Origin of the sequence: Streptomyces sp. NBC_00358 (assembly GCF_036099295.1) — a bacterium.
In the GTDB taxonomy this organism is placed as follows: Bacteria; Actinomycetota; Actinomycetes; order Streptomycetales; family Streptomycetaceae; genus Streptomyces.
The window spans coordinates 4956583-4981966 of the sequence record NZ_CP107976.1; the positions used below are offsets into that span (position 1 = coordinate 4956583).

The window sequence follows — 25384 nt, forward strand, 5'->3', positions numbered from 1 at the left end:
CCGACTAAATCCCCCCGCGTGTCCGAAGGCAATGGGGTCCTGCCGCTCTTCTGCGGTTTTTCCCAGGATTTTCCGTGCACGCCCCCGCGTCGATGCGGGATCGTGATGGGGGTCACGTAGGATTCTACGAATCTACGCGAGTAGAAATTTTGTACGGGTAGTCTGAAGGGACCTGCTCAGCACCACACACCGGGAGTGCCAGTGGCACGCGTCGTAGTCGACGTCATGCTCAAGCCGGAGATCCTCGACCCCCAGGGCCAGGCGGTGCAGCGTGCACTGCCGCGCCTCGGTTTCGAAGGTGTCTCCGACGTCCGTCAGGGAAAGCGATTCGAACTGGAAGTGGACGGACCGGTGGACGACGCCGCGCTCGCCCGCATCCATGAACTGGCGGAATCCTTCCTCGCCAACACCGTGATCGAGGACTTCACCGTCAAGGTCGAGGAAGTCGCGGAGGCCGGAAAGTGACCGCTCGTATTGGAGTCGTCACCTTTCCCGGCAGCCTCGACGACCGCGACACGCAGCGCGCGATCCGGCTGGCGGGTGCCGAACCCGTAGCCCTCTGGCACAAGGACAAGGACCTCAAGCAGGTCGACGCCGTGGTGCTGCCCGGCGGTTTCTCGTACGGCGACTATCTCCGGGCCGGCGCCATCTCGCGCTTCTCTCCGGTGATGGAGACCGTCATCGAGCAGGCGAAGTCCGGAATGCCGGTTCTCGGTATCTGCAACGGCTTCCAGGTCCTCACCGAGGCGCACCTTCTCCCCGGCGCGATGCTCGGCAACAACCACCTCCACTTCATCTGCCGCGACCAGAAGCTGCGGGTGGAGAACGCGGACACCGCCTGGACCGCCGACTACACGGCCGGCCAGGAGATCAACATCCCGCTGAAGAACATGGACGGGCGGTACGTCGCCGACGAGCACACGCTCGACATGCTGGAGGCCGAGGGCCGGGTCGCGTTCCGTTACGTGGTCCGTGGCGAAGCCGCCGATGGATGCGGCAACCCGAACGGATCGCTGCGCGACATCGCCGGCATCACGAACGCGGCGGGCAACGTCGTCGGTCTGATGCCGCACCCGGAGCACGCCGTCGAGCCCCTCGTCGGCTCCGGCCGCACCGACGGCCTCCCCTTCTTCACCTCGATCCTCAAGAAGCTGGTCAACGCATGAGCCGCACGCCTCTGGACACGGTCGAGAACGCGGCCGCGACCCCCGACGTCGAGCTGCCCTGGGCCGAACTGGGCCTGAAGAAGGACGAGTACGAGCGCGTCGTCGAGATCCTCGGCCGCCGCCCGACCGGCGCCGAGCTCGCCATGTACTCCGTCATGTGGTCCGAGCACTGCTCCTACAAGTCCTCGAAGGTCCACCTCCGCCAGTTCGGCGAGAAGGCCCCGCAGTCCGACGCGCTGCTCGTCGGCATCGGCGAGAACGCCGGTGTCGTCGACGTCGGCCAGGGCTACGCGGTCACCTTCAAGGTCGAGTCGCACAACCACCCGTCGTACGTCGAGCCCTACCAGGGCGCGGCCACCGGCGTCGGCGGCATCGTGCGCGACATCATCGCCATGGGCGCCCGCCCGGTCGCGGTCGTCGACCCGCTGCGCTTCGGCGCGGCCGACCACCCCGACACCAAGCGCGTCCTGCCCGGCGTCGTCGCGGGCATCGGCGGCTACGGCAACTGCCTGGGCCTGCCCAACATCGGCGGCGAGGTCGTCTTCGACGCCTGCTACCAGGGCAACCCGCTGGTCAACGCCGGCGCCATCGGCGTCATGCGGCACGAGGACATCCACCTCGCGAAGGCGTCCGGCACCGGCAACAAGGTCATCCTGTACGGGGCCCGCACGGGCGGCGACGGCATCGGCGGCGCGTCGATCCTCGCCTCGGAGACCTTCGACGACGCCAAGCCGTCCAAGCGTCCCGCCGTCCAGGTCGGCGACCCCTTCCAGGAGAAGCTCCTCATCGAGTGCACCCTGGAGGCCTTCGCCGAGAAGCTGGTCGTCGGCATCCAGGACCTCGGCGCGGCCGGACTGTCCTGCGCCACCAGCGAGCTGGCGTCCAACGGCTCCGGCGGCATGCGCGTCACCCTGGACGACGTACCCCTGCGGGACTCGACTCTCTCTCCCGAGGAAATCCTCATGAGCGAGTCGCAGGAACGCATGTGCGCGGTCGTCGAGCCGGAGAAGGTCGACCGGTTCCTGGAGATCTGCGACAAGTGGGACGTCATCGCCACCGTCATCGGTGAGGTCACCGACGGCGACCGGCTGGAGATCTTCTGGCACGGCGGCAAGATCGTCGACGTCGACCCGCGCACGGTCGCGCACGACGGCCCGGTCTACGAGCGCCCCTACGCCCGCCCCGAGTGGCAGGACGCGCTCCAGGCCGACGACGCCGGCAAGCTGCCCCGCCCGACGACGGGCGAGGAGCTGAAGGACCAGGTCCTGCAGCTCGTCTCCTCCCCGAACCAGGCCTCCAAGTCCTGGATCACCTCCCAGTACGACCACTTCGTGCAGGGCAACACGGTGCTGGCCCAGCCCGAGGACTCGGGCATGATCCGCATCGACGAGGAGACCGGACTCGGCGTCGCCATCGCCACCGACGGCAACGGCCGCTACGCCAAGCTGGACCCGTACGCCGGTGCGCAGCTCGCCCTCTCCGAGGCCTACCGCAACGTCGCGACGACCGGCGCCAAGCCGCTCGCCGTCTCGGACTGCCTGAACTTCGGCTCGCCCGAGGACCCGGCCGTCATGTGGCAGTTCGCCGAGGCGATCCGCGGACTGGCCGACGCCTGCCAGCAGTTGGGCACCCCGGTGACCGGCGGCAACGTCTCGCTGTACAACCAGACCGGTGAGGCCGCCATCCACCCGACTCCGGTCGTGGCCGTGCTGGGCGTCATCGACGACGTCGCCCGCCGCACCCCGGTCGCCTTCCAGGAAGAGGGCCAGCTCCTCTACCTGCTCGGTGACACCCGCGAGGAGTTCGGCGGCTCGGCCTGGTCGCAGGTCGTCCACGACCACCTCGGCGGTCTGCCGCCGAAGGTCGACCTGGAGCGCGAGCGGCTGCTCGCCGAGATCCTCATCTCTGCCTCCCGCGACGGCATGATCGACTCCGCGCACGACCTGTCCGACGGCGGTCTGGTCCAGGCCGTGGTCGAGTCGGCGCTGCAGGGCCGCAAGGGCGCGCGCCTGATCGTCCCCGACGGTCTCGACGCGTTCACGTTCCTCTTCTCGGAGTCGGCGGGCCGCGCGGTCGTCGCCGTCCCGCGCTCGGAGGAGCTCCGCTTCAACGACATGTGCGGTGCGCGGGGTCTGCCCGTCACCCGTATCGGTGTCGTCGACGGCACCGAGTCCGAGGCCGCCGTGGTCGAGGTCCAGGGCGAGTTCGCGCTCTCCCTGACCGAGCTGCGCACGGCCCACGAGGCGACGATCCCGGCGCTGCTGGCGTAGTCGTTTCAGCCCCTACCGGCTTGTACGGCTCTACGACTCGTACGGCGAAGCCCCCGCCCGGATGTGGATCCGGACGGGGGCTTCTCGGTTCATCGGACGTAGCTTTTGAGGATCTCCGTGTCGATTTCGATGCCGATCGGGTCGGGGAGGAACACCTTCTCGCCGAACTACGTGACGGTCTCGAGGCACAGGCCAGTGTTGTCCGCGTCCGGCGGTGTCGGGTGGCTTCCGCCGCCGTTCACGCTCACGGGTGACCGCCCCCGCCCACCGGGTTCGTGCAGGACTCGGTCCAGCCCGGACCGGTGCTCTGGTCCACGACGCGCAGAGGGACGAGCACGGGTGCCGGCTCGTGGCACGTCCCCGCCCGCAGGCGGCCGCTGCCAGGTGTCCCACTTCGGCGCGAAGCGTCACGCTCCGGTGCCCGGCCCGCCCCGGCGCCTGAACGGCCATGCCGTCAAGGCATAGGCTCCCGGCCATGCCCCCGGTCAAGAAGCGCGCCCGCACCTACGACCCCGCCAAGATCCGCGCCGCGGTCCTCGCGCAGTTCGGGAACGTACGGGACGGGGTGCACGCCCTGAACGAGGAGCAGTTGGCGCGGCCCGCCCAGCTCGGGGACTGGACCGTGCGGGAGCTGGCCGCGCACCTCGCCATGGCCGTCGAGTCCGTGAGCCGCAACCTCGGCCGGCCGGAGCCCGCGGCCAGGGAACTCGCGCTGCTCGACTGGCCGTTCGCCACCGCCGCGCGGGCCGGGGACATCGACGCCGACAGCCGCGAACTCGCGGAGCGGAACCCGGACCTCGACGCGCTGTACGCCCGCACCGAGCAGCGGATCACCGAGCACCTGGCCACGGCCCCGGACGGCCGGCTCCTCGCCACCCGGACCGGCGCCATGACGCTGGCCGACCACCTCGTCACCCGGACCGTCGAACTCGTCGTCCACACCGACGACCTGAACCGCGCGGTGCCGGGCCTCGACATCCCGTACGACCGGCAGGCCCTCGCCGCCTGCACCCGCTTGCTCGCCGACGCGATCGCCGTGAAGGCGCCCGGCGCGTCCACGGAGGTGCGGATCCCGCCGTACGCCGTCGTGCAGTGCGTGGAGGGGCCCCGGCACACCCGAGGCACTCCCCCGAACGTGGTGGAGACGGACCCGCTGACCTGGATCCGGCTCGCGACGGGTCGTACGGACTGGAAGGCGGCCCTGGACGACGCGAAGGTGAGCGCCAGTGGCGAGCGCGCCGACCTCGGCGACCTGCTGCCCCTGATGGGCTGAACCCATCCGGCCCCGCTCCGCCCAGGCCGATCCGCCCGGCTCGAATCCGCACTCGCGTACGGGCCCGCGGCCGGTCACCTGCCCCGGCCTCCGGGAGGGGATCCCGGCCTCCGCGGGGAACCGGTCCCCCACCCCTCCCGTCCCATCCGCATGGACAAGCAGCGAATGACCCTCGGTGTCCTGGTTCTGCTTCCGCTCGCCGCCGCGTGCGGCACGCAGACGGCGGGGGGCGGTTCCGACGGGGTCGAACCGGCGACCGTGACCGGTGTCCACTGGACGGTCGACAGCCTCACCGTGGACGGGAAGACCGCGGGGGCGCCCTCCACCGCGTATCTGAGGATCGGGGACGACGGTCGTGTCAGCGGCAACCTCGGCTGCAACGGCTTCGGAGCGAAGGCGACGGTCAAGGGCGACCGGGTCGAGTTCGGCGGGATCCGGACGACCGAGATGGCCTGCGCGAAAGGTCCGACGAGCTTCGAGCGGAGCCTGGGACGCACGTTCGCGGACAAGGGCGCCCTCACGGCGAAGGCCGACGGCGACCGGCTGACGCTCACCGCCGACGGCGGGGACCGGATCGGCCTCACGAAGGAGAAGGACGCACCCCTGCGGGGGACCAGGTGGACGGTCACGGCACTGGGTGACACGAACGTCTCCCAGCCGCTGCCGAAGGGCGCGAACGCGTACTTCGTGCTCCGCCCGGACGGCACTTTCGTCGCCAGGCTCGGCTGCAACCACGCGACCGCCCAGGCCACCGTCGAGGACGGACATATCACCCTCGGTCCGGCCAGGACCACCCGCATGATGTGCCAAGACTCACTCATGAGGACCGAGAAGACGCTGCTGGAGCTCTTCGACGGCAGGGTCGCCTACGCGTTGGATCATCGCGGCATCGCGCTGACCAGCGAGAACGGCACTGTCGTCACTGCGGTGGCCGAGGAGTGATCAACTGAGGCCCGCTGTCCCCAATTCGGACCAGTGGTCGATCTCGCCTACACTCGGTGCCGTGCCACGTGGTGACGGTCGACTCAATCATGATCTGCTCCCCGGTGAGAAAGGCCCCCAGGACGCTTGTGGCGTCTTCGGTGTCTGGGCTCCGGGCGAAGAGGTCGCCAAGCTCACTTACTTCGGGCTCTACGCCCTCCAGCATCGGGGTCAGGAATCCGCGGGAATCGCGGTCAGCAACGGCTCCCAGATCCTCGTCTTCAAGGACATGGGCCTCGTGTCCCAGGTCTTCGACGAGACCTCGCTCGGTTCGCTCCAGGGTCATATCGCGGTCGGTCACGCCCGCTACTCGACCACCGGCGCCTCCGTGTGGGAGAACGCCCAGCCGACGTTCCGTGCCACCGCGCACGGCTCCATCGCGCTCGGCCACAACGGCAACCTGGTCAACACGGCGCAGCTCGCCGAGATGGTCGCGGAACTGCCCAAGCAGGAGGGCCGCACCACCCGGGTGGCGGCCACCAACGACACCGACCTGCTCACCGCGCTCCTCGCGGCCCAGGTCGACGACGACGGCAAGCCGCTGACCATAGAGGAGGCCTCCTCCAAGGTCCTCCCGCAGGTCATGGGCGCCTTCTCGCTCGTCTTCATGAACGAGCACACCCTCTACGCCGCCCGTGACCCGCAGGGCATCCGCCCGCTGGTCCTCGGCCGCCTGGAGCGCGGCTGGGTGGTCGCCTCCGAGTCCGCCGCCCTCGACATCTGCGGCGCCAGCTATGTGCGCGAGATCGAGCCGGGCGAGTTCGTCGCCATCGACGAGAACGGTCTGCGGAGCTCGCGATTCGCGGAAGCGAAGCCCAAGGGCTGCATCTTCGAGTACGTCTATCTGGCCCGCCCCGACACGGACATCGCCGGTCGGAACGTGTACCTCTCGCGCGTCGAGATGGGCCGCAAGCTCGCCAAGGAAGCCCCTGTGGAGGCCGACCTGGTGATAGCGACCCCGGAGTCCGGGACGCCCGCCGCGATCGGTTACGCGGAGGCCTCCGGCATCCCGTTCGGCGCCGGCCTGGTCAAGAACGCGTATGTCGGCCGGACCTTCATCCAGCCCTCGCAGACGATCCGCCAGCTCGGAATCCGCCTGAAGCTGAATCCGCTCAAGGAAGTCATCAAGGGCAAGCGCCTGGTCGTCGTCGACGACTCGATCGTGCGCGGCAACACCCAGCGCGCCCTGGTCCGGATGCTGCGCGAGGCCGGTGCGGCCGAGGTCCACATCCGGATCTCCTCCCCGCCCGTGAAGTGGCCCTGCTTCTTCGGCATCGACTTCGCCACCCGCGCGGAGCTGATCGCGAACGGCATGACCATCGAGGAGATCGGCACCTCGCTCGGCGCCGACTCCCTCTCGTACATCTCCCTCGACGGGATGATCGAGGCCACGACGATCGACAAGCCGAATCTGTGCCGCGCCTGCTTCGACGGCGAGTACCCGATGGAGCTTCCCGACCCCGAACTGCTCGGCAAGCAGCTCCTGGAGACCGAGCTGGCCGCGGGTCCCGCAGCCACGGCCGCGGCTGACGCCATCCGTCGCCCGTAGCGCCGCAGAGCCCCGTTTCACCAACCGAAAGATCCCAGGCAATGTCTTCTGTGTCTGATCAGTCCCCTGCGGCGACGGGCAGTGCCTCCGGCGCGTCCTACGCGGCTGCCGGAGTCGACATCGAGGCGGGCGACCGCGCCGTAGAGCTGATGAAGGAGTGGGTGAAGAAGACGCAGCGCCCCGAGGTCCTCGGCGGCCTCGGCGGTTTCGCCGGCCTCTTCGACGCCTCCGCCCTCAAGCGGTTCGAGCGCCCGCTGCTCGCCTCCGCCACCGACGGTGTGGGCACCAAGGTCGACATCGCCCGGCAACTGGGCGTGTACGACACCATCGGCCACGACCTCGTCGCGATGGTCATGGACGACATCGTGGTGTGCGGCGCCGAGCCGCTCTTCATGACCGACTACATCTGTGTGGGCAAAGTTCACCCGGAGCGGGTGGCGGCCATCGTGAAGGGCATCGCCGAGGGCTGTGTCCTGGCCGGCTGTGCCCTGGTGGGCGGCGAGACGGCCGAACACCCGGGTCTGCTCGGTCCGGACGACTTCGACGTCGCCGGCGCCGGTACGGGCGTGGTCGAGGCCGACGAGCTGCTCGGCCCGGATCGCATCCGTACGGGTGACGCGGTGATCGCCATGGCGGCCTCCGGTCTTCACTCGAACGGGTACTCGCTCGTCCGGCACGTCCTCTTCGACCGGGCGAACCTGCGCCTGGACCAGCACATCGAGGAGTTCGGCCGCACGCTCGGCGAGGAGCTCCTGGAGCCCACCAAGATCTACTCGCTGGACTGCCTGACGCTGACGAAGAGCACCCAGGTGCACGCCTTCAGCCACATCACCGGCGGCGGTCTGGCGGCCAACCTGGCGCGGGTGATCCCAGACGGGCTGCACGCCGTGGTCGACCGCGAGACCTGGACCCCGGCGCCGGTCTTCGACCTGGTCGGCAGGACCGGCGGTGTCGAGCGCCTGGAGCTGGAGAAGACGCTGAACATGGGCGTCGGCATGATGGCGATCGTGCCCGAGGAGTCCGCCGAGACCGCCCTCGCCGTCCTCGCGGACCGCGGAGTGGACGCCTGGATCGCCGGTGAGATCACCGAGCGCGGGGACCACACCACGGGCGCGGCGCTCATCGGCGACTACGCGAGCTGAAGCAGGGGCTACGGGGGCCGAAGCCGGCGATCGGGCCGGTCCAAGCCCCCGAAGCAGCACGAAACCCGGTCCGGCGCTGAGGCCCCGGACCGGGTGAGGTGCTGTCGCTACGAGAAATCCGCCAGGCGGGATCTACCAGGAACCCACGCCAGGAGATCCGCTACGAAGAAGAGATCGCGGAAACTGCGAGGGACGCTGTTGCGTCAAGCGCCGCGACGTTGCGACTGCGGACCGGACTGGTCGTCCTCGTCCTCGTCGTCGTCGTTATAGAGATCCGCGTACTGTGCGTACGGGTCGTCTTCCTCGTCGTCGTCCTCGAACGGCTCGCCATTCGGCGGCTGGCTCGAAGTCGAAGCGCCCAGCTCATTGGCCAGACGCGAGAGGTCAGTCCCGCCGCTGCTGTACTTCAGCTGGCGGGCGACCTTCGTCTGCTTGGCCTTTGCCCGGCCGCGCCCCATGGCTCGACCCCCTCGGATACGGGGCTCGACGGCCCCAGAGTCTTGACACGCGTTCATGATCTGGAACGGACTCTCCGTGGAGAGACCGGTCCGTAGGGCTTCCACGGTACCTGAGCCCGCGCCCATACGGTACGTCGCCCGCAGCACGCGCCTTCACCCAGAACCCGCGAGGTGCCCTGTCCTCGCTGGTCAACCGCGATTTTAACCTCTTATTGGCGTACGACCCGCCGACGGACGTGAGAGTTGTCTCCCAACCGGCCGCCGACGGGTCCCTGACAAGCGTCAATGGCCCCTGAAGGGGTCAGCGACGACGTGCCTCCGCCATCCGCTGCTCGGCGATCCGGTCGGCCGCCGCGGCCGGCGGAATCCCGTCCTGCTTCGCACGTGCGAATATGGCCAGCGTGGTGTCGAAGATCCTCGCGGCCTTCGCCTTGCACCGGTCGAAGTCGAAGCCGTGCAGCTCGTCGGCGACCTGGATGACACCGCCCGCGTTCACCACGTAGTCGGGGGCGTACAGGATGCCGCGGTCCGCGAGATCCTTCTCCACGCCCGGGTGCGCCAGCTGGTTGTTGGCGGCACCACACACGATCCGGGCCGTCAGCGCGGGCACGGAGCTGTCGTTGAGCGCCCCGCCCAGCGCGCACGGCGCGTAGATGTCGAGGCCCTCGGTACGGATGAGCGCCTCGGTGTCCGCGACGGCCGTGACACCGGAGGGGTGCCGGTCCAGGATCCGCCGCACGGAGTCGGCCCGTACGTCCGTGATCACGACCTCGGCGCCGTCCTCGCGCAGGTGGTCGACCAGGTGGTGGCCCACCTTGCCGACGCCGGCGACGCCGACCTTGCGGCCGCGCAGCGTCGGGTCGCCCCACAGGTGCTGGGCCGAGGCCCGCATGCCCTGGAAGACACCGAAGGCGGTCAGCACCGACGAGTCGCCCGCGCCACCGTTCTCGGGGGAGCGGCCGGTCGTCCACCGGCACTCGCGCGCCACGACGTCCATGTCGGCGACATAGGTGCCGACGTCGCACGCGGTGACGTACCGGCCGCCGAGCGAGGCGACGAACCGGCCGTACGCGAGGAGCAGCTCCTCGGACTTGATCTGCTCGGGGTCGCCGATGATGACGGCCTTGCCGCCGCCGTGGTCGAGTCCGGCCATGGCGTTCTTGTACGACATCCCGCGCGCGAGGTTGAGGGCGTCGGCGACGGCCTCCTGCTCGCTCGCGTACGGGTAGAAGCGCGTACCGCCGAGGGCGGGGCCCAGGGCGGTGGAGTGGAGGGCGATCACGGCCTTGAGGCCGCTGGCGCGGTCCTGGCAGAGCACGACTTGCTCATGACCCCCCTGATCCGAGTGGAACAGGGTGTGCAGTACATCAGCAGGCGCGCCGGTTACGTCGGTCACTGTGGTGACTCCCAGGTAAAAAGCGGCGGTTGGGTGGGGGCCCGTGCGGATGGCGGGCTCCGTGGGAATGAGACTAGAGCCTGCGCCGACCCGCCCTCGGCGCAGTGGTCGGGATCACCCGCGGGCGGGGTACGGCCATGGTTCGATTTGCATAGATTTCTCTTCAGGCTGTGATCGGTTTTCGCTGGTTTTCCCGGTGGTCGACGGGGGAGGAGAGCAGGCGTGCCCAAGGTGTCCGCGGTGATCGTCCCGTACACGTCGTATCTGCGGGTGTACGAGCCACTGGCCGCGTTCCCCGAGTCGGAGCGCGCCCACTGGACGCGCTACGCCCGGCGCGCCGAGCGCCCCTCCTACCAGGACGAACTGCGCCGTTCGCTGGCCGATCTGCTGCCCACCCCGCCGGTCCCCGTGCCGGTGCACGAGAGCGGCGAGGCGTTCGTGGCCGAGATCGACGGGGTGGTGTGCGTGTGTCCCTGGCGCACCCGGCTGCGCGGCTGGCAGGCCCTGGACGAACTGGGCGAGGAGCTTCCGGCGGCCGTCCTGGACGCGGTGCTGCCGCCGCTGGTGCGCCGTCAGGCCGCGCTGGACTACGAGCGCTGGCTGCTGCGCAACCCCGACGCCCGCCCGTGGATCCGCACCTCGACCTGGCAGGTGCCGCTGAACTGGTTCGTCCTCGTCACCGACGAGGAGCGGGAGTACGAGAAGGGGACGGGCCCCGGCGGGGCCGCGCCGCTGCTGCGCTACCGGACGCCGATGGTGCAGGCGCGGCGGCGCACCGCGCGGGCCCTGCGGACGCTCAGGGACGCGCTGGACGAAGGGCCGCTCATCGAGGGCCTGGTGGACGTGGGGCGCTGGCTGGAGGAGTTCCATCCGCGCTCGCTGGTCGAGCTGGACTACGGCGGGCTCGTGCACACGCTGCCGGCCGGCCATCTGGAGGACGACCACTCCGCCGCGGACGTCGCCGAGGGCATCGAGGCGCTGCGCACCGGGGACGGGGCGGCGGCGGGCGAGGCGTACGGCCGGCTGGTGGAGCGCTGGCGGTCCGTCAGGGACCGGCGTTCGTCGAACTGACGCGAGGTTCCGGCGGGCCGGGCCGCCTGCCCGGGTGGCACCCGTCGTCCGCCCCGGTCCGGTCGGGGCGGGAGTGGGTGCTGAGTTCCCTGTTCGGTGTGATCTGCTTCTCACAGGTTCCGGGTCGAACTCGCGTATGGTCCTGACACGCTGAAGAACCCTCACTCCAGGACGTAGGTCCCGATCCGGGCTTATACGTCAACGGGTGTCAAGCGTGACGGACGGCACTTACCCGGCTCTTGCATCGCTTGCCCCTCCTCGTGTCAAAATAGGACAAGGAGCCCGGGGGAGGGCTCCCTCCGCCCACGTTTGGGGGGGAATCTCGGCATTGCACGCTTTGGGGGGTCTGGTGACTCCTGATCGCCCTGTGACTGATCGTCACAGTGGCGTGACTGTCCGCTATGGCATGGTCCATCGGCTTCCGTCGCTGATGAACACCTGGGAGGGCAATTCCATCGGTTTGGCCGACGCGGCTGGACGGATGGTGTAGTTGTAGTGCCGAGGACAAGCCGTTCGTCCTATAACCGACTCGACTCGCGTCCGCCATTTCGGGCAACGCGGGTCAAGGTGCAGAATTTAGAGGAAAGAACCGAGAAGGTTCGGTTCTCCCGAGGAGGCCGCTCATGACCGCTCGCACCCCTGATGCCGAGCCGCTGCTGACCCCGGCTGAGGTCGCCACGATGTTCCGCGTCGACCCCAAGACGGTCACGCGGTGGGCGAAGGCCGGCAAGCTCACATCCATCCGCACGCTCGGCGGGCACCGCCGCTACCGCGAGGCTGAGGTCCGCGCACTGCTCGCGGGTATCCCGCAGCAGCGCAGCGAAGCCTGAACCATCGCATAACCGGACAATTCAACGGATCCCCCAATCCGTCGAGGCGTCCACACCACAGCTCCAAGCGACGCGGGTTCTGCCCCAACAGAGCTCACGCCCAAGCGTTTTTGCCACATGAACAGGGTGCGTCGTAGATCGCGCTGGACTCCGCCGGGTCCAGCGCGATCTTTTTTGTGCGGTCCGCGCGCCTCGGCGACCGGCCTGTGAGCGGCCTTGTCGGAGTCTGGGGGCGGGTGTCGGATCGGCTGTGGAAGTCCTCGAAGAGCAGTGCAATTGCACATATTAAATTGACTGGTTGTAGGAGAGGGGTAAGTTCCACACTTCTGAAAACATATGCGGTGACTCCCGTCACATGCCACAGTCCTTGTCGCCTGTGAGCCTTCTGCGATAGGGGAGTTGAGGCGGCGAGGGGTTCTGCCGCAACGGGCCGCGCATCGCGTGATCTTCGCGGAGGGGGTCCTCGGTCACGCGGTGGGGGGACTCTCGTCCTCCGGGGCGCTCTCGGGGTCCGGTTCGTCGTACGGGGTGGGTTCCATGGCCAGCCGCGCGAGCTGGTGGCAGATCGGGCAGTGCCGCGTCAGATGGCGGTACCCGGAGGCGGCCGCCAGATGGGCTCGGAGCAGAGCCCGGGTCTCGTGCCGGGCGGACACCGCCATACGCACCTCCAGGGGGCCGGCAGGGCGAAGGCCCTGGATTCCGGGGTACCGGCGGAATGTGACGCCGTCAAGGGACGGGAACGCGTCGCAGAGCGGCGCCCGGACGCCCCGGCGGCCTCGATCCGGCCGGTGAGCACACGCGAACGGGTCCGGTGCCGGGCGCCGACGGCGCGGGCAGGCCGAACACCGGGGCCGGGCAGGCGGACGAGTCGCGCACGCCGCCCGGGCGAACACCCCGGTGGCACACCGGAGGACCGGGGGCGGGACGGACGCGGGGCGGGAGCGGGCATGCGAAAAGGCCCGGAGCCGAAGCTCCGGGCCTTTCCTCACGCGGTCCTGACGGGATTTGAACCCGCGGCCTCCACCTTGACAGGGTGGCGAGCACTCCAAACTGCTCCACAGGACCTTGATTCGCAGCGACTTGTTCTTGCGCTGTGCTGCGAAAAGAGACTGTACAGGAGGGCGGGCCCAGGGTCGAACTCACCGCACGTGCGGGTGCCGTTACGGGGCGGCCGCGTCGATCGCCTTCACGATCCGCTTGTCCGAGACGGGGTACGCCGTGCCCAGCGCGTGGGCGAAATAGCTGACCCGGAGCTCCTCGATCATCCAGCGGATGTCCAGCACCGACGAGGGCACCGGGCGGCCCTGCGGCAGCTGTTCCAGGAGCCAGGCGTACTCGTCCTGCATCTCGTGGACCTTCTCCATGCGGCTGGTGTCCCGCTGGACGCCGGTAGGCATCTGCTGGAGGCGGCGGTCCGCGGCGACCAGATAGCGCATCAGGTCCGGCAGCCGCCGCAGCCCCGTCGCCGTGACGAAACCGGGCTTCACGAGGGCGTCGAGCTGCCCCCGTACGTCCGTGAGGTTGGCGAGCAGGGTCGGGCTCCTGACGCCCTTCAGACGGCGCTCACAGGCCTGCCAGGCGGCGAGCACCTGCTGCACCTGCCCGACCGTGCGCACGGTCGTGTCGACGATCTCCGCGCGCACCTTGTCGTACAGCTTCCGGTAGGACTCCTCGTCCCACGCCGGGCCGCCGAAGTCGGCGATCAGCTTGTCCGCGGCGGCCATCGCGCAGTCGTCGAACAGGGCCTGCACCGAGCCGTGCGGGTTCGCGGACAGGGCGAGCTTCTGGGCGTTGGTGAGCTTGTCCGAGGCGAACTTGCCCGGGTTCACCGGGATGTTCCGCAGGATCAGCCGGCGGGTGCCCTTCCACATGGCCTCGGCCTGCTCGGCCTCCGTGTCGAAGAGCCGCACCGAGACGGTGTTCGCCGCCGCTCCGTCGTCCACCAGCGCGGGGTACGCCTTCACCGGCTGGCCCGCCCGGCGGGTCTCGAAGAGGCGGCTGAGCGAGCCGATCGTCCAGTCGGTCAGCCCCGTGCGTTCCAGGGACTCGCCGCCCTCGCGCTCCGCCGTCGCGGCGGCGGCCTGCGAGATCGCCTGACGCGCCTTCGGCTTCAGCCGGACCTTCAGGACCTCCAGGTCCTTGTCCTCGGCGAGCTTGCGGCGCCGCTCGTCGACGATCCGGAAAGTGATCCTCAGATGGTCGGGGAGCCGTGACCAGTCGAAGTCGTCGGCGGTCAGCGGGACTCCGACCATGCGCTTGAGCTCGCGCGCCATGGTCAGGGTCAGTGGTTCCTGGAGCGGTACGGCCCGCTCCAGGAACTTCTGGGCGAAGTTCGGGGCGGGAACGTAGTTCCGCCGGATCGGCTTCGGCAGCGAACGGATCAGCTCCGTCACCACCTCCTCGCGCAGCCCCGGGATCTGCCAGTCGAAGCCCTCGTCCGTGACCTGGTTCAGGACCTGGAGCGGGATGTGGACGGTCACGCCGTCCGCGTCCGCGCCCGGCTCGAACTGGTAGGTCACCCGGAACTTCAGCCGCCCCTGGAGCCAGGAGTCGGGATAGTCGTCCTTCGAGACCGCTCCGGCCCGGTCGTTGATGAGCATCGAGCGCTCGAAGTCGAGCAGCTCGGGCTCCTCGTGGCGCTTGTGCTTCCACCAGGAGTCGAAGTGCGCCCCGGACACGACGTGTTCGGGCACCCGCTGGTCGTAGAAGTCGTACAGGGTCTCGTCGTCGACCAGGATGTCCCGGCGGCGGGCGCGGTGCTCCAGCTCCTCGACCTCGGTGAGGAGCTTGCGGTTGTCGGCGAAGAACTTGTGGTGCGTGCGCCAGTCGCCCTCGACGAGCGCGTTGCGGATGAACAGCTCGCGGCTGGCCTCGGGGTCGATCCGCCCGTAGTTCACCTTCCGCTGCGCGACGATCGGCACGCCGTACAGCGTGACCTTCTCGTACGCCATCACGGCGGCCTGGTCCTTCTCCCAGTGCGGTTCGCTGTACGTCCGCTTGAGGAGATGGCCGGCCAGCGGCTCGATCCACTCCGGCTCGATGCGGGCGTTGACGCGCGCCCAGAGCCGGGAGGTCTCGACGAGCTCGGCGGACATCACGAAGCGCGGGGGCTTCTTGAAGAGCGCCGAACCCGGGAAGATCGCGAACTTGGCGCTGCGCGCGCCCAGGTACTCGTTCTTCCCCGTGCTCTTCCCGCTCTCCCCGCCGGTCTCCTTCACGTCCTTCATGCCGATGTGCGAGAGCAGACCGGCGAGCAGGGACACATGGACGCTCTGCTCGGGCGCGTCCCCCTCGTTCAGATGGATGCCCATCTGCTTGGCGACGGTCCGCAGCTGGCTGTAGATGTCCTGCCACTCGCGGATGCGCAGGAAGTTCAGGTACTCCTGCTTGCACATCCGGCGGAACGCGGACGAGCCCCGCTCCGTCTGCTGTTCGCGGACGTAGCGCCACAGGTTGAGGAAGGCGAGGAAGTCGGACGTCTCGTCCTTGAACCGGGCGTGCTGCTGGTCGGCCTGCGCCTGCTTCTCGGACGGCCGCTCGCGCGGGTCCTGGATGGAGAGCGCGGCCGCGATCACCATGACCTCGCGCGCGCAGCCGTTCTTGTCGGCCTCCAGGACCATCCGGGCGAGCCGGGGGTCGACGGGAAGCTGGGCGAGCTTGCGGCCGGTCGGGGTGAGCCGGTTGCGTACGTCCTTCTCCGTCGGGTCCAGCGCGTTCAGCTCCTGGAGGAGCTGGACGCCGTCGCGGATGTTGCGGTGGTCCGGCGGGTCGATGAAGGGGAACTTCTCGATGTCGCCGAGGCCGGCCGCGGTCATCTGGAGGATGACGGAGGCGAGGTTCGTCCGCAGGATCTCGGCGTCGGTGAACTCCGGCCGGGCGAGGAAGTCGTCCTCGGAGTACAGCCGGACGCAGATGCCGTCGGACGTACGGCCGCAGCGGCCCTTGCGCTGGTTGGCGCTGGCCTGCGAGACCGGTTCGATCGGCAGCCGCTGCACCTTGGTGCGGTGGCTGTAGCGGGAGATGCGCGCGGTGCCCGGGTCGATCACGTACTTGATGCCCGGGACGGTCAGGGAGGTCTCGGCCACGTTGGTCGCCAGAACGATCCGTCGCCCGGTGTGCGGCTGGAAGACGCGGTGCTGCTCGGCGTGCGACAGCCGCGCGTACAGGGGCAGCACCTCGGTGAAGCGATAGTTCTTCTTCGTCAGCGCGTCGGCCGTGTCGCGGATCTCGCGCTCGCCCGACAGGAAGACGAGGATGTCGCCCTTGCCCTCGGCCTGGAGCTCCTCGACGGCGTCGCAGATCGCGGTGATCTGGTCGCGGTCGGTGTCCTCCGAGTCCTCTTCCAGGAGGGGGCGGTAACGCACCTCCACGGGATACGTCCGGCCGCTCACCTCGACGATGGGGGCGTCCCCGAAGTGCCGGGAGAACCGCTCCGGGTCGATGGTCGCGGAGGTGATCACGACCTTGAGGTCGGGGCGCTTGGGCAGCAGTTGGGCGAGGTAGCCGAGCAGGAAGTCGATGTTGAGGGACCGCTCGTGGGCCTCGTCGATGATGATCGTGTCGTACGCGCGCAGCTCGCGGTCCGTCTGGACCTCGGCGAGCAGGATGCCGTCCGTCATGAGCTTGACGAAGGTGGCGTCCGGGTTCACCTGGTCGGTGAAGCGGACCTTCCAGCCGACGGCCTCGCCCAGCGGCGTGTCCAGCTCCTCCGCCACCCGCTCGGCCACCGTACGGGCGGCGATACGACGGGGCTGGGTGTGCCCGATCATGCCGCGGACGCCACGGCCCAGCTCCATGCAGATCTTCGGGATCTGGGTGGTCTTGCCGGACCCGGTCTCACCGGCGACGATCACCACCTGGTGATCACGGATGGCCTCCGCGATCACGTCCTTCTTCTGGCTGACCGGGAGCTGCTCGGGATAGGTGATGGCGGGGACGCGGACGCGGCGCTCGGCCATCCGGGCCTCGCCCTTGGTGACCTCCGCCTCGATCTCGGCGAACACGGCGGAGCGGGCCTCGGGCTTGCGGATCTTGCGCGCGCCTTCGAGCCTGCGCCCGAGCCGGTGCGCGTCGCGCAGGGACAGCTGGGCCAGACGGGCGGCGAGATCGCCGAGGGCGGGGGCGGGGTGCGTAGACATACGCGGTCCAGGATCTCACCTCGGCGAAATGACTGGCGAACGCTTTTGCGCGCACCGGCCGCCCGGCCCCGCCGGGACCGGCCTACTCCTGGGGTTGCCGCAGGTCCGAGGCCGTCTCCGGAGGCGTGGCCGGCCCCGGGACAGCTCCCGGGACAGTTGTCGACCCCGGGACAGCTCGCGGGAAAGTTGTCGATCCCGGTGCCGCTCCCGGGACGGCTGTCGATCCGGGGGCCGTTCCTGAGGCTGCCGCCGGTTCGCGGGCCGCCGCCGGAGCGGGGATCTGGGGCTGCGCCATGGCCCTGGCCGTGTTCGAGACCGCCTTGATGCCCAGGTAGGCCGTGGTCGTGCTGCTGACCGCGGTGAAGGCCGCGGTCAGCACGCCGACGGTCACCGCCTTGTCGCCGTCGAGCTGCCAGACCCCGAAGACCGTGACGGCGACGACCGCGAGGTTGCTCATGACGACCGCCGTCAGCCCGTAGCGGGCGCGGTAGCGCTCCAGATCCAGCTCGCGCACCGGTTTCGACCTGTCACCGTTCAACACCACTCGTTCCCCCGCCCGCGACACCGCGGACGCGACGTCGCGTCCGCGGTGCCAGAACGTAGCGCCACGCCGGGAACATGCCAAGCCGGCGGCGTGCCGGACAGGCGGAGCGCTCGGAACCGGACACGGGCGCACAGGAAAAGCACGGGCAGGCATGAAAAAAGGCCCCGATCCGAAGATCGAGGCCTTTGCTGTGGCTGGGGCCGGGGTCGAACCGGCGACCTATCGCTTTTCAGGCGATCGCTCGTACCAACTGAGCTACCCAGCCACGAGGCTTCCGGGGAAACCTCAGCGGTCCTGACGGGATTTGAACCCGCGGCCTCCACCTTGACAGGGTGGCGAGCACTCCAAACTGCTCCACAGGACCAAGCTGTTGCGTGCGACGCGTGAACAGTGTCGCACACGGTGTTGCGTGCCCCCAACGGGATTCGAACCCGTGCTACCGCCTTGAAAGGGCGGCGTCCTAGGCCGCTAGACGATGAGGGCTATCGGCCCGCCTGGGCGCTTCTCAGCGCGTCGGGGACGTCATGAGCATATGGGATGGCGGGGGGTATCGCCAAAACGGTTTACCGGGAGGTCCCGGAGGGGCTCTGGGAGGGGGTCGGCACGGGGGTCGCGCCGGGCTGGTTCTCCTTCGGGAGATGGCGGCTCACCTCGGCCGTCGTCTCACCCAGACCGCCCAGCCTGATCTCGTCCCAGGCCTGCAGCCGGCGGGTGTCGCGGTCGAGATAGAGGACCGAGGCCTCGATCGGGTCCGGGTACCTGCCCTCGACGGCGCGCAGGCCGCTGCCGCCCGTCGAGCCCTCGACACGCAGCCGGGTGCCGTCCTTCATGACCTCCATCCCCTCGTGGTGCAGATGGCCGGCGAGCACCAGCGGCACCTCGCCGTCCGTCCCGCGGGCCGCGGACGGTTCATGGGCGATGGCGATGTCCACCGGGGTGCCCGCGGCGCGCTGGTCGCGCAGCGCCGAGGCCAGCCGGGCGCCCGCGAGCCGCTCCGCCGCGCCGCCGCCCGGTGTCACCGAGCGGTCCGGGGTGAACTGGGGGTCGCCGATCCCGGCGAAGCGCAGGCCCGCGACCGTCACCGCCCGTCCGTCGTCGAGGACGTGCACGTTCTTCAGGTGTTCGAGGTAGCGCTGGGTCGCGCCCGAGTCGTGGTTGCCGCGGACCCAGACGTAGGGGGCGCCCAGGTCGGGGATCGGGTCGAGGAAGCCGTTCTCGGCCGCCGAGCCGTGGTCCATCGTGTCGCCGGAGTCGACGATCACGTCGACGGCGTACTGCTTCACCAGTGAGCCGATGATCTTCCAGCTCGCCGGGTTCAGATGGATGTCCGAGACGTGCAGGACCCGGATCGTGGTCGGGTCGGGCTCGTAGACCGGGAGGGTGGAGGTGACGTCGTAGAGCTTCGTCACGTTCGTCACCAGGCGCGCCAACTCCTCCTGGTAGACGTCGAACTCGCTGACGATGTTGCGGGCGTCGCCGACCAGGGAGGGTGCGGAGGCGAGGAGCCCGGAGTACTTCGGCTCCAGGACCGACTTGGGGTTCCAGGTGGCGAAGGCGGTCGCTCCCGAGGCGGCGAGCAGGGTGAGCGCGAGGCCGCTCGCGGCGAGGGCCCGGCGTGGGCGGCGGTAGACCGCGAGGCCCAGGGCGCCGGCGCCGGCGACCACCGCCACGCAGGAGCGGACGGCCAGGTCGAAGGTGCCGTGCTCGACATCCCGTACGACCTCGTCCTGGAGTCCGGCGATGCGCTCCGGGTGGTCGACGAGGGCCTGGGAGCGTTCCGGGTCCAGCCGGTCCACGTCCACGTCGAGGCGCAGCGGGGCCTCGTGGCTGCGCAGTTCCAGTGCGCCGAGCGGGGAGATGTTGATCTTCGTGCCGCCGGTGAGGGAGGGGCGCAGGGTCATGGTGGTGTTCATGGGGCCGACCGGGACGCGCACGTCCCCCACGACCAGCAGTCCCAGCCAGGCGCCGAGCAGCACCACGCAGAGAAGTCCGAGGGCGCGGGCGTACGGGTTCGGCCGGGCGGCGAGTTCGAGCGCCGGGCCCTTGCGGCGGCCGTGGCGACGGCGGGTGAGGGCGTGCAGCGCCGGGCGGGCGCGGTCGGTCATGCGGCGGACGGTGGCGGTTGCGGCAACGAGGACGCGGGCCATTGGTCCCGTATGCCCAAGTGCCGGGGCGGGTATGCGGGAGTTCCGGCGCCCTCTCGGGGGCGCGTGCGCCGATCCGGCGGCGGTGCCGGGGCCGGTGTCCGGTCAGCCCCAGCCGAGCTCGTGCAGCCGCTCGTCGTCGATGCCGAAGTGGTGGGCGATCTCGTGGATCACGGTCACGGCGACCTCGTGGACCACGGCGTCCCGGGTCTCGCACATGCGCAGCGTGGGGCCCATGTAGATCGAGATGCGGTCGGGGAGCACCCCGGCGTACCACTCGCCGCGGTCGGTGAGCGGAGTGCCCTCGTAGAGGCCCAGCAGTTCGGGGTCGTCGGCCGGCGGCTCGTCCTCGACGAACACGGCGACGTTGTCCATGACCCGGGTCAGCTCGGGCGGGATCCGGTCGAGCGCCTGGCTCACGAGCTCTTCGAAGGTTTCGCGCGTCATCTCCAGCACAAGGCCATTGTCGGGGACGGCGCGCCACCGGCGGGGTACGAGGAAGGCTCCGGCGCGGTACGCGGAAGGCTCCGGCGGGCCGGATCGCGCGGAGGGGAGCCGGCCGCCTGCCCCACATGGGGTTTCTCATAGCATTTACGGAGTGTTCTGTCGAATTGCGGTCGATCGTCCGGACATAGTGCGGGCATGACCCGCATCCCCATCCCGACGCGTCCGCGGATGCGTGCGCGCGCCGCCCGCAGGGCCCTCCTCTGTGCCGCCCTCCTCGCCGTCACGGTCCAGGCCACCGCCACCGCGCCGGCGTTCGCCGGGGGGCCCGGACGCCATGCCGCGAGCGACTGCGTGAGGACCGAGGGGCCTCTCCACGGCGAGGCCCGCGAGGTTCTCGACATCACGCGCAAGGCCAAGGCCGAACTCCATCTGAAGTCGGTGGAGCTGAAGGTCACCCGTCACGGGCGCGAGGTCCTCACGGACGCGCTCGGAGAGTCCATGACCGGTGTTCCGGCTCGGCCGGACATGCACTTCCGCGCCGGTTCCGTGGCCTTCTCCTATGTCGGCACGGCTCTCCTCCAGTTGGTCGAGGAGGGGAAGGTCGGCCTCGACGACACCGTGGAGCGCTGGCTGCCCACGCTGCCGAAGGCGAACCGGATCACCCTGCGGATGCTGGCCACCAACACCACAGGCCTGCACGACTACGTCACCGACCCGGCCTTCCTGGCCGAGCTGGAGGCCCACCCGTTCCGCCAGTGGACCCCGAAGCAACTGCTCGCGTACCCGTACAGCCACCCGTTCTGGTACGAGCCGGGCACCAACTGGAGCTATTCGCACGCCAATTACGTGCTGCTGATCCAGGCGCTGGAGAAGATCACCGGTACCCGGATCGACAAGTTCCTGAGGGAGCGGGTCACGGGTCCGCTGGGTCTGGACAACACCCGCAACAACTTCACCCCCGACATCCCGCGCCCGGTCCTGCACGCCTTCACGTCCGAGCGCGGCCTGTACGAGGAGTCCACGTTCTGGAACCCGTCGTGGACCACCGCGCCCGGCGCGGTCATCACCACGCACATCTGTGACCTGGCACGCTCGGCGCAGGCCATCGGCAGCGGCGAACTCCTCTCGCACCGCTCCTACCGCACCCTGATCGACCCGGGGACGGTCGGTCTCGGTCACGCGACCGCCACCTGTCCCGCCACCGTCTGCCTGAAGCAGACCGAGGCCAAGCACTTCGGGCTCGGTGTCATCGTGATCAACGGGTGGGTCCTGCAGAACCCGTCGTTCTCGGGTTACGCGGCGATCCAGGCCTATCTCCCGTCCGACGGTCTCGCCATCGCGGTCGACGCCACCAAGACCAAGGACACGCCGGACGGCAACATGGCCGAAGTGATCGCCCGGCGCATCGCGGCCGCGCTCGCCCCGCAAACCCCGCTGGCGATCGACTGACCGACCCGCGGCGCCTCCTGGAGCACGGCTCGCCGCGTGCGAGGAACGTGCCTCGCGCACGCCCCCCGGGCCCGGTTGGGCCCGGGGGGCGCGTGTCCTCCTGCGGGCGACGGGAGTTGGACAGGGAGAACTCCCGTCCTCCCCACGCTCCCGGCTCCTCCCGAGCGGGGGACACCGCATCCGGAGGTGGCCGCTCGTGCGCGCCTTGTACGTACCCGTCCGTCTGGTCGCCGTGGTCATGACCGTTGCCGCCGCCGTCGGCTGCATGAAGGTCGGCGACGACGCGGGGCAGCCGGGGCCCTCGCACTCGGCGGGGCGACGGGCCGGTGAGGTGCCCGGTGTCGGGGCCGCGCAGGGCGGTGGCGGCGTCGGATCGCGCGGTGGCAGGGGCGCGAAGGGCGGGAGGGCCCCGGTGAAGCCGGGGGAGTCCGCGTCCGACGGCGCGTCCGCTTCGGCGTCGGCGTCCGCGGACGGGAAGCCGTCCGGGAAGGCGACGGAGAACGGCGGGAGGCCGTCCGCGGACTCCGTACCGCCGGGCGGTGAGCCGAGTCCCTCGCGGACGACGGCGGAGCCGACGCCCGAGCCGCCGCCCGAGTCGTCGTCGCCCGCGCCCGACCCCGGTTCGGCGGAGCCGTCGTCGTCGGCGCACGAGCAGCCGGTGACGCAACTGGTGCAGCGCGAGCCGGCACCCGAGGCGGGTTCCCCCGTGTAGCGGGCGCGCCCCGTTCTGCCCGGAGGGCGGCGGCCGCCGGCGGAACCGTGGCCATGGACGTCCGGGCCCCGGAGCGGTGGGCGTCGGTCCTGGGCCGAGAGCCCGGATGTGGCGGGGTTCACGGACATCGGGGACGTGGATGTGGTCCGTTCAACAGCGCGGTCGGCGTGGCCGAGGTAGCTTTGTTGAAGCGAGCAGGTGGCCAAGAACGCACCCCCACCTGGTCGTATGAGGCTCAGTTTGCCTTCATGGGGGAAGGGTGCGTATGGTAGTAGATCGTTTGATCCCATTTGCCCGGCGCCGCCGCAGAGAGCGCCGCGTGGCGCGTACTCTCCCTTGCCGTGGCCGGACCGCATAGAGGCGGTCGTTTGCGACTTCACGGAGTTTGGGCGCGTGCCGAAGAACTCCGGAAGGTTCGCATTTCGCATGTCTGTTTCCAGTACTGATCACGTCGTCGTGCCCGAGAACAACGAGAACAACGACGCGGTCGACGCCGTCGAGGTCATCGAGACCGCCGAACTCATCGAGGCCGTCGAGGCCGTCGAGTCCGCCCCCGAGATGACCTTCGAGGACCTCGGTCTTCCCGAGGGCATCGTCCGCAAGCTCGCGCAGAACGGCGTGACCAGCCCCTTCCCGATCCAGGCCGCGACCATCCCGGACGCCCTGGCCGGCAAGGACATCCTCGGCCGTGGCCGCACCGGCTCCGGCAAGACCCTCTCCTTCGGTCTGCCGACCCTGGCGCAGCTCGCCGGCGGCCACACCGAGAAGAAGAAGCCGCGCGCCGTCATCCTCACGCCGACCCGTGAGCTGGCCATGCAGGTCGCCGACGCGCTTCAGCCCTACGGCGACGTCCTCGGCCTGAAGATGAAGGTCGTCTGCGGCGGTACGTCGATGGGCAACCAGATCTACGCCCTGGAGCGCGGCGTCGACGTCCTCGTCGCCACCCCGGGCCGTCTGCGCGACATCATCAACCGCGGCGCCTGCTCGCTGGAGAACACCCAGATCGCCGTCCTCGACGAGGCCGACCAGATGTCGGACCTGGGCTTCCTGCCCGAGGTCACCGAGCTGCTCGACCAGATCCCGGCCGGCGGCCAGCGCATGCTGTTCTCCGCCACGATGGAGAACGAGATCTCCACGCTGGTCAAGCGCTACCTGACCAACCCGGTGACGCACGAGGTCGACAGCGCCCAGGGCAACGTCACGACCATGTCGCACCACATCCTCATCGTGAAGCCCAAGGACAAGGCGCCGGTCACCGCCGCGATCGCCTCCCGCAAGGGCCGCACGATCATCTTCGTCCGCACCCAGCTGGGCGCCGACCGCATCGCCGAGCAGCTCCGCGACGCCGGTGTGAAGGCCGACGCGCTGCACGGCGGCATGACGCAGGGCGCCCGCACCCGGACGCTGGCGGACTTCAAGGACGGTTACGTCAACGCGCTCGTCGCGACCGACGTCGCCGCCCGCGGTATCCACGTCGACGGCATCGACCTGGTCCTGAACGTGGACCCGGCCGGCGACCACAAGGACTACCTGCACCGCTCCGGCCGTACCGCTCGCGCGGGCCGCTCCGGCACCGTCGTGTCGCTGTCGCTGCCGCACCAGCGCCGCCAGATCTTCCGGCTGATGGAGGACGCGGGGGTCGACGCCGCGCGTCACATCATCAACTCGGGCACGGCCTTCGAGCCCGAGGTCGCCGAGATCACCGGCGCCCGCTCGATGACCGAGGTCCAGGCCCAGTCCGCGGGCGACGCCGCCCAGCAGGCCGAGCGTGAGGTCACGCAGCTCACCAAGGAGCTGGAGCGCGCGCAGCGTCGTGCCGCCGAGCTGCGCGGTGAGGCCGACCGTCTGGTCGCCCGCGCCGCCCGTGAGCGCGGCGAGGACCCGGAGGTGGCCGTCGCGGCCGCCGCCGAGGCCGCCGAGCAGGCCGTCGTCACCGAGGCCCCGGCCGCCGAGTCCGTGGTCGCCGAGGCCCCGGCCGAGCGTCCCGCGTACGAGCCGCGCCAGCGCCGTGACGAGCGGGGCAACTACGAGCGCCGCGACAACGACCGCGGTGGCTTCCGCCGTGACGACAACCGTGGTGGCGGCTTCAACCGCGACGACCGCGGCGGCCGTCGTGACGACCGCGGTGGCGACCGTGGTGGCTTCAACCGCGACAACCGCAGTGGTGGCGGCTTCAACCGCGACGACCGTGGCGGCCGTTCTTTCGAGCGTCGTGACGACAACCGTGGTGGCGGCTTCAACCGCGACAACCGCAGTGGTGGCGGCTTCAACCGCGACGACAACCGTGGCGGTGGCTTCAACCGCGACAACCGCAGTGGTGGCGGCTTCAACCGCGACGACAACCGTGGTGGCGGCTTCAACCGCGACAACCGCAGCGGTGGCGGCTTCAACCGCGACGACCGTGGCGGCCGTTCTTTCGAGCGTCGTGACGACAACCGCAGCGGTGGCGGCTTCAACCGCGATGACCGTGGCGGCCGTTCTTTCGAGCGTCGTGACGACAACCGCAGCGCCGGCCACCGGGGCAGCGACCGTCCCTTCAACCGTGACCGTCAGGGCGACCGTCCCGCGGGCGGCAGCTTCCGCTCCGGCCACGACCGTCCGACCGGCCGTCGCGACGACCACCGCACGACCGGCACCGGCACCGCTCCCGGCTCGTTCCGCCGTGACGAGAAGCCGCGCTGGAAGCGCAACGGCTGACGCCGAGCAGCTCAGTGAAGTGAAGTGATGTGGCCCCCACCCGGACCGGGTGGGGGCCACATCGTCGTTTCCGGGAGCCGGCCGTGGAAAATGCTCGTCGGCTCACCCGCCAACTCC

Annotated in this window: 19 protein-coding genes and 4 tRNA genes; 12 read left to right on the top strand and 11 right to left on the bottom strand. The window is 69.9% G+C overall.

The genetic code is table 11. The features are described from left to right. Positions 1–201 precede the first annotated feature (201 nt). From purS to purM, 7 genes are all read left to right on the top strand, one after another. Positions 202–465, top strand: coding sequence for a phosphoribosylformylglycinamidine synthase subunit PurS (gene purS / locus OHT01_RS20990; RefSeq protein WP_005482678.1), 264 nt, complete (start codon positions 202–204; stop codon positions 463–465). Then, positions 462–1166 carry a phosphoribosylformylglycinamidine synthase subunit PurQ gene (purQ, locus tag OHT01_RS20995; RefSeq protein ID WP_328554663.1) on the top strand — a complete coding sequence of 235 codons (705 nt, stop codon included), beginning with the start codon at positions 462–464 and terminating at the stop codon, positions 1164–1166. The genes purS and purQ overlap by 4 nt, the downstream gene beginning before the upstream one ends. Continuing rightward, complete coding sequence (gene purL, locus OHT01_RS21000) at positions 1163–3436, top strand: phosphoribosylformylglycinamidine synthase subunit PurL (protein ID WP_328554664.1); 2274 nt, start codon at positions 1163–1165, stop codon at positions 3434–3436. The genes purQ and purL overlap by 4 nt, the downstream gene beginning before the upstream one ends. 475 nt (positions 3437–3911) lie before the next feature. Next, the gene (locus OHT01_RS21005) at positions 3912–4709 is read left to right on the top strand and encodes a maleylpyruvate isomerase family mycothiol-dependent enzyme (RefSeq protein ID WP_328554665.1); all 798 of its coding nucleotides are present in this window, start codon (positions 3912–3914) and stop codon (positions 4707–4709) included. Positions 4710–4859: 150 nt separating this feature from the next. Beyond that, a complete protein-coding gene (locus OHT01_RS21010) occupies positions 4860–5651 on the top strand; it encodes an META domain-containing protein (protein ID WP_328554666.1) in 792 nt (263 codons plus the stop codon). A 61-nt stretch (positions 5652–5712) separates the two neighbouring features. Then, positions 5713–7239 (top strand): amidophosphoribosyltransferase, encoded by a 1527-nt coding sequence (gene purF, locus OHT01_RS21015; RefSeq protein WP_328554667.1) that lies wholly within the window; start codon positions 5713–5715, stop codon positions 7237–7239. Between the two features lie 41 nt (positions 7240–7280). Then, the gene (gene purM / locus OHT01_RS21020) at positions 7281–8381 is read left to right on the top strand and encodes a phosphoribosylformylglycinamidine cyclo-ligase (RefSeq protein ID WP_405916677.1); all 1101 of its coding nucleotides are present in this window, start codon (positions 7281–7283) and stop codon (positions 8379–8381) included. Positions 8382–8584: 203 nt separating this feature from the next. On the opposite strand, the gene OHT01_RS21025 is transcribed toward purM, so the two are convergent. Next, on the bottom strand, positions 8585–8839 hold the full coding sequence (locus OHT01_RS21025; RefSeq protein ID WP_037615441.1) for a DUF3073 domain-containing protein: 255 nt from the start codon (positions 8837–8839) through the stop codon (positions 8585–8587). A gap of 301 nt (positions 8840–9140) precedes the next feature. Continuing rightward, on the bottom strand, positions 9141–10235 hold the full coding sequence (locus OHT01_RS21030; RefSeq protein ID WP_328554669.1) for a Leu/Phe/Val dehydrogenase: 1095 nt from the start codon (positions 10233–10235) through the stop codon (positions 9141–9143). 222 nt (positions 10236–10457) lie between these two features. Between OHT01_RS21030 and OHT01_RS21035 the strand changes: the two genes are divergently transcribed. Both OHT01_RS21035 and bldC read left to right on the top strand, forming a co-directional pair. After that, a complete protein-coding gene (locus tag OHT01_RS21035; protein ID WP_328554670.1) occupies positions 10458–11306 on the top strand; it encodes a hypothetical protein in 849 nt (282 codons plus the stop codon). 623 nt (positions 11307–11929) lie between these two features. Continuing rightward, positions 11930–12136: a developmental transcriptional regulator BldC gene (gene bldC / locus OHT01_RS21040; protein WP_003949541.1), complete on the top strand. Its 207-nt coding sequence runs from the start codon at positions 11930–11932 to the stop codon at positions 12134–12136. A 467-nt stretch (positions 12137–12603) separates the two neighbouring features. Here the strand turns inward: bldC and OHT01_RS21045 are convergent, their stop codons facing one another. From OHT01_RS21045 to OHT01_RS21085, 9 genes are all read right to left on the bottom strand, one after another. Continuing rightward, positions 12604–12795 carry a DUF6274 family protein gene (locus OHT01_RS21045; RefSeq protein ID WP_328554671.1) on the bottom strand — a complete coding sequence of 64 codons (192 nt, stop codon included), beginning with the start codon at positions 12793–12795 and terminating at the stop codon, positions 12604–12606. 331 nt (positions 12796–13126) lie between these two features. Then, positions 13127–13201, bottom strand: a tRNA-Asp gene (locus tag OHT01_RS21050). Between the two features lie 95 nt (positions 13202–13296). Then, positions 13297–17274: an ATP-dependent RNA helicase HrpA gene (gene hrpA / locus OHT01_RS21055; RefSeq protein WP_328554672.1), complete on the bottom strand. Its 3978-nt coding sequence runs from the start codon at positions 17272–17274 to the stop codon at positions 13297–13299. An 82-nt stretch (positions 17275–17356) separates the two neighbouring features. Further along, positions 17357–17788 carry a hypothetical protein gene (locus OHT01_RS21060; protein ID WP_328554673.1) on the bottom strand — a complete coding sequence of 144 codons (432 nt, stop codon included), beginning with the start codon at positions 17786–17788 and terminating at the stop codon, positions 17357–17359. Between the two features lie 221 nt (positions 17789–18009). After that, positions 18010–18083, bottom strand: a tRNA-Phe gene (locus OHT01_RS21065). Between the two features lie 24 nt (positions 18084–18107). Further along, a tRNA-Asp gene (locus OHT01_RS21070) sits at positions 18108–18182 on the bottom strand. Between the two features lie 46 nt (positions 18183–18228). Further along, a tRNA-Glu gene (locus OHT01_RS21075) sits at positions 18229–18301 on the bottom strand. Between the two features lie 80 nt (positions 18302–18381). Continuing rightward, a complete protein-coding gene (locus tag OHT01_RS21080) occupies positions 18382–19965 on the bottom strand; it encodes a metallophosphoesterase family protein (RefSeq protein ID WP_328554674.1) in 1584 nt (527 codons plus the stop codon). A gap of 102 nt (positions 19966–20067) precedes the next feature. After that, positions 20068–20418 carry a metallopeptidase family protein gene (locus OHT01_RS21085; protein ID WP_328554675.1) on the bottom strand — a complete coding sequence of 117 codons (351 nt, stop codon included), beginning with the start codon at positions 20416–20418 and terminating at the stop codon, positions 20068–20070. A gap of 186 nt (positions 20419–20604) precedes the next feature. Between OHT01_RS21085 and OHT01_RS21090 the strand changes: the two genes are divergently transcribed. From OHT01_RS21090 to OHT01_RS21100, 3 genes are all read left to right on the top strand, one after another. Then, entirely contained in the window at positions 20605–21858 is a 1254-nt protein-coding gene (locus OHT01_RS21090) for a serine hydrolase domain-containing protein (RefSeq protein ID WP_328554676.1), read from the top strand. A gap of 196 nt (positions 21859–22054) precedes the next feature. After that, entirely contained in the window at positions 22055–22570 is a 516-nt protein-coding gene (locus tag OHT01_RS21095) for a hypothetical protein (protein ID WP_328554677.1), read from the top strand. A gap of 426 nt (positions 22571–22996) precedes the next feature. Then, complete coding sequence (locus tag OHT01_RS21100; RefSeq protein ID WP_328554678.1) at positions 22997–25267, top strand: DEAD/DEAH box helicase; 2271 nt, start codon at positions 22997–22999, stop codon at positions 25265–25267. Positions 25268–25384: the final 117 nt, after the last annotated feature.